The sequence below is a fragment of the Baaleninema simplex PCC 7105 genome (assembly GCF_000332355.1).
Classification (GTDB): domain Bacteria; phylum Cyanobacteriota; class Cyanobacteriia; order Cyanobacteriales; family Geitlerinemataceae; genus Baaleninema; species Baaleninema simplex.
The window spans coordinates 40,378-41,817 of sequence record NZ_KB235961.1 but is presented as its reverse complement, the minus strand read 5'-3'; the positions used below and the strand labels follow the sequence as shown (position 1 = coordinate 41,817).

General features: G+C 46.9%; 1 protein-coding gene and 1 pseudogene. Both read left to right on the top strand.

Features of this window, described 5'->3' with window-relative positions:
• Positions 1-444 precede the first annotated feature (444 nt).
• Positions 445-594: a hypothetical protein gene (locus GEI7105_RS38840; RefSeq protein ID WP_017663126.1), complete on the top strand. Its 150-nt coding sequence runs from the start codon at positions 445-447 to the stop codon at positions 592-594.
• 60 nt (positions 595-654) lie between these two features.
• Positions 655-1,318 (top strand): annotated as a pseudogene (locus GEI7105_RS32435) (IS701 family transposase); the annotation flags it as partial.
• Positions 1,319-1,440 lie beyond the last annotated feature (122 nt).

The window sequence follows — 1,440 nt, the reverse complement described above, 5'->3', positions numbered from 1 at the left end:
GGGGCGAAGGGGGGATAGGGGGCTAAGGGGGGATGTGGTGAAGACTTCTTGAAACCTAGCTTATCGAAAAAAAGATGTAGTATGAATCGTCAAAAATTAAAACACCAGAAAAAAACCGATTTCCGGTTTCCCGTTGGGTGCATCTCAAGGGTGCATCTCACTTTTGCAAAAACATCAGTTTGGGGTGGCAAAATTCCCGATTAGCACTTCCGGTATAAGATCCCCGGCATCTCCAAGATGCCGGGGGATCTGGAAATTGAGTGCGCCCAATTCGATGAATTTACATTTTTGAGATGCACCCCATCTCAATTTCGTAGAACGACCCCTCCGCGCCTCGACTGAGGGGTGCATCCCAGTTTTGCAATGAGTAAGAGTACTTAGAGCGGTTTGAGAGAAGGGAGTTAAGCTAAAAGGAGTTGCCCAAGTCGGAGTCAAGCCTAGCTCATGGATGCTGAAAAACGTCGCCAAATTCAAGCTCACGCTCGAGCGATTGCCGCTCTACTCTACGAAGGAAGTGACCCAGAAGAGATTCAAACCCTATCTGGCATCGAAAAAACCGTCCGTCATCAGCTATTAGCGGGACTTAAACGGTAAAAAAGGTAAAATAAAAGCAAAACCCTTGACTGACAAGGATTTAAGGTGGAGAGTGTCCCCATGAGAGAGACCACCCCAGCCGCTATGCCACCCTGCTTTGAGAAGTGGTGCAAGCGTTTCGACCCCGACTTCAAAACCCAAGCACAAAAAAAGGGGTTTAGACACTATTTGGGAGGATTACTCGGGGAAAGCCAGCGAAAAAACATAACTCAGATGGCAAACGACTCGGTGGGAGTGGTTTACAACCGCTTACATCATTTTATAACGGAATCCCCTTGGGAGGAGAAGCGTATTAACGAACGTCGTTTAAAGGTGGTGGACTCCTGCCATCAAACCCGAGTGGGTCGGGGATTTGCCTTGCTGCTCGATGATACAGGACATCGAAAAAGCGGCAACTTCACCGCAGGTGTGGGAAGACAGTACATCGGAGAAATCGGCAAGCTCGACAACGGAATCGTGGCGGTAACGACCCATCTCTATGATAGGCAAAAAAAATTTGCCTCTGGATGTAGAAATCTATCAGCCAGCCAGTTCCTTACCCTCAGGCAAGAAAGATCCCTCTTTCAAAAAGAAACCCGAAATCGCCTTAGAATTAATTGACCGGAGTTTAAAGAGAGGGTATCGACCGGGAATCGTCCTCATGGATGCCGGCTATGGTAACAACACAAATTTTTTAAAGGGACTCGAATCTCGCCGACTGAAGTATCTAGGAGCCGTCGCCAAAAAGGGTCTTCGGAGTTTGAGGTGATAATAGTATAATAGAAAACAAATGCAGGCGGATCTAAAGATGAACTTTTTTGTAGAAGACTTAATCAACTTACCCAAAGTAAGAGTGAGAAGCGTGGT